This window comes from Kineococcus indalonis (genome assembly GCF_009906395.1).
GTDB lineage: Bacteria > Actinomycetota > Actinomycetes > Actinomycetales > Kineococcaceae > Kineococcus > Kineococcus indalonis.
Map to the genome: position 1 here is coordinate 1 of NZ_JAAALM010000600.1, position 2,197 is coordinate 2,197.

Below are 2,197 nucleotides of genomic sequence, written 5' to 3' on the forward strand. Positions count from 1 at the left end.
GTCCATGGGATCTCTCCGCAGCATCACGAGAGCAGCCGCGGGCGCACGCACGTCCCGGCACGAGGCGGACGCGCGCTCACACCGCGCTAACGGATGCGCCGGCACCGCCCGGTCCAGACGGACCGGGCGGCACCAGCGGGGAAGAGAAGCTGCAGGTCACAGGCCCAGGCGGCCTCAGCCGGCACTGGCCGGACGAGGGCCGGGTTGCCTTTTAATCCGCGGGTTCAGGGTTCGAGCCCCTGGGGGCCCACCCCCTCCACTCACAAGTTCACCGCGCGGGGCCCTTGCCGGCAGAGACGGACGTCTTCGGCCGGGGTGCTGGCGGCGGGGTCAAGGGTTGTCTGGACCTGCCTGAAGTGCGCGACGTCGACGACAGGTCGTCCGCCCTCAGCACTGGGCCGGTGCGGAGCAGCGCGTGGCGGAGTGCTCGCCACGCGCCGTCGTCGCTCATTCGCGGCGCTTGTCGCCGCTCGTCAGCCGGCTGATGATCTTCTGGATGACGGCGCCTTTGAGGACGCCGGAGATCAGACCCACGACGGTCCCTCCTCTCCCGTGCTCGGTGCCCGTGCTCGACGGGGTACCCGCCCAGTACCCCGCCGCGGGGCGGTCACACAGGGAGGCGGTGAGCGGTTCGCCGGTGAGGCACCCCGATCGCCGACACCGCGGTCAGGCTCGGGCGCTCAACGCCGGCACCGTCGTGGTCCACCCGGTCTCGCGCCGGTCGGGCTGCGGGCGGTGCTCGCCGTCGCCGGTGCTCAGCGCGAGGTTCTCGCCCAGCGCTTCGGGCCCGGTCAGGACCCCTTCTCGCGGGACCTGCGGCTCTCCTTGTCGTTGGCCTTCTGGATGGCCCGCACGAGCTCGTCCTTGGTCATCGAGGAGCGGCCGGGGACGTCGAGGCGCTTGGCGACGTCCATGAGGTGCTCCTTGGTGGCGTTGGCGTCCACCCCGCCGGCGGTGGGGCGGTCGGTGTCCTCGCCGCCCTCCGCCTGGGCGTCCGAGGGGCCCTTGTGGTCCTTGGGTTCCCAGTGGTCGCCGACCTTCTCGTGGGTGTGCTTGAGCGCGGCGTACGCGGTCTGGTGGGCGCGCCGGCCGTCGCCGTACTCCTCCTCGGCGTGCTCCAGCGTCTTGGCGTAGGTGCGCTGCGCCTTCTCGTCCGAGCGCGCGATCGTGCTGGGCAGGTCGTCCGGGTCCGGGTCCCCCGAGTTCTTCGCCATGCCGGGGGGCTACCCGGGTCGGCCGCCGCGCAAACGGCGTGCGGGCGGGTCAGGCCCGGATGGCGTGCTCGACGACGTCGGCGGCGATGTCGCGCAGCTTGACGTTGCGGTGCTGGGACTGCTTGACCAGGTGCTGGAAGGCCTCCTCGGGGGTGCAGCGCAAGCTGGCCACCAGCACGCCCTTGGCCTGCTCGATCATCGCCCGGGACTGCATGGCCGTCTGCAGGTGCGCGCTGAGCGCGACCGCCGAGGCGTACAGGGAGTGGTTGGCCAGCGCGATGGCGGCGTAGCCGGCGAAGGCCTGCAGCAGCGCCACCGAGTCCTGGTCGAGCACGCCCTCGTCGAAGCGGTAGACGTTCAGGCCCCCCGCGGTGCGCTGCGGCAGGGGCATGCCCACCGACACGGAGCTGCGCACCTCCTGGCGGGCGGCGATCGCGGCGAAGTCGGGGTAGACGTCGTCGTCGGAGGTGTCGTCCACCCGCACGACCTGCCCGGACTGGGCGGCGTCGATGCACGGTCCGAAACCGGCGGCGTACTGCCGCTCGTCCAGGGTGGCGGCCAGGCGGCCGGTGAAGGCGGCGCTGCGGCCGCTCTCGCCCTTGTCACCCTCCAGCAGGGTCACCGAGACCTCCTCGGCCCCGGGCACGCACGCCTTGGCCAGCTCGGCCACCCGCGCCAGGACCTGGCTCAGCGGGGTCTCGCCGACCACGAGGGTGCCCAGCTCGGCGAAGGCGGCCTGCGGCTCCATCACCGCCGCGGGGGCGGTGCGCCGGGGCGGGTCCACCCGCGCACCGGAGGGATCGGCGGAGCCGGGGGTGTGCGCGGGGTGCGGGACGGCGCCGGCGCCGGGGGTGACGTCCTGCTCGGAGGTGCCGGTCTGCTTCGAGGTGCCGGTCTGCTTCGAGGTGCCGGGGCGATCACGGGTGCTGGGCGGGTCTGGGGTGCTGGGGGGCTTCGGCACGGCGCTTCCTCCACTCGGCGGG

At 73.5% G+C, this 2,197-nt stretch carries 2 protein-coding genes; both read right to left on the reverse strand.

Annotation, left to right across the window (positions count from 1 at the left end; translation table 11 throughout):
• Positions 1-791 precede the first annotated feature (791 nt).
• Positions 792-1,214, reverse strand: a complete 423-nt coding sequence (locus GTR00_RS19350) for a ChaB family protein (RefSeq protein WP_166613187.1) — start codon at positions 1,212-1,214, stop codon at positions 792-794.
• A 49-nt stretch (positions 1,215-1,263) separates the two neighbouring features.
• A complete protein-coding gene (locus GTR00_RS19355) occupies positions 1,264-2,175 on the reverse strand; it encodes a GAF and ANTAR domain-containing protein (protein ID WP_323132619.1) in 912 nt (303 codons plus the stop codon).
• Positions 2,176-2,197: the final 22 nt, after the last annotated feature.

What these genes read in the sequence shown, in the direction of transcription:
- GTR00_RS19350 (WP_166613187.1), bottom strand. Translation starts at nt 1,214, where the DNA reads ATGGCGAAGAACTCGGGGGACCCGGACCCGGACGACCTGCCCAGCACG.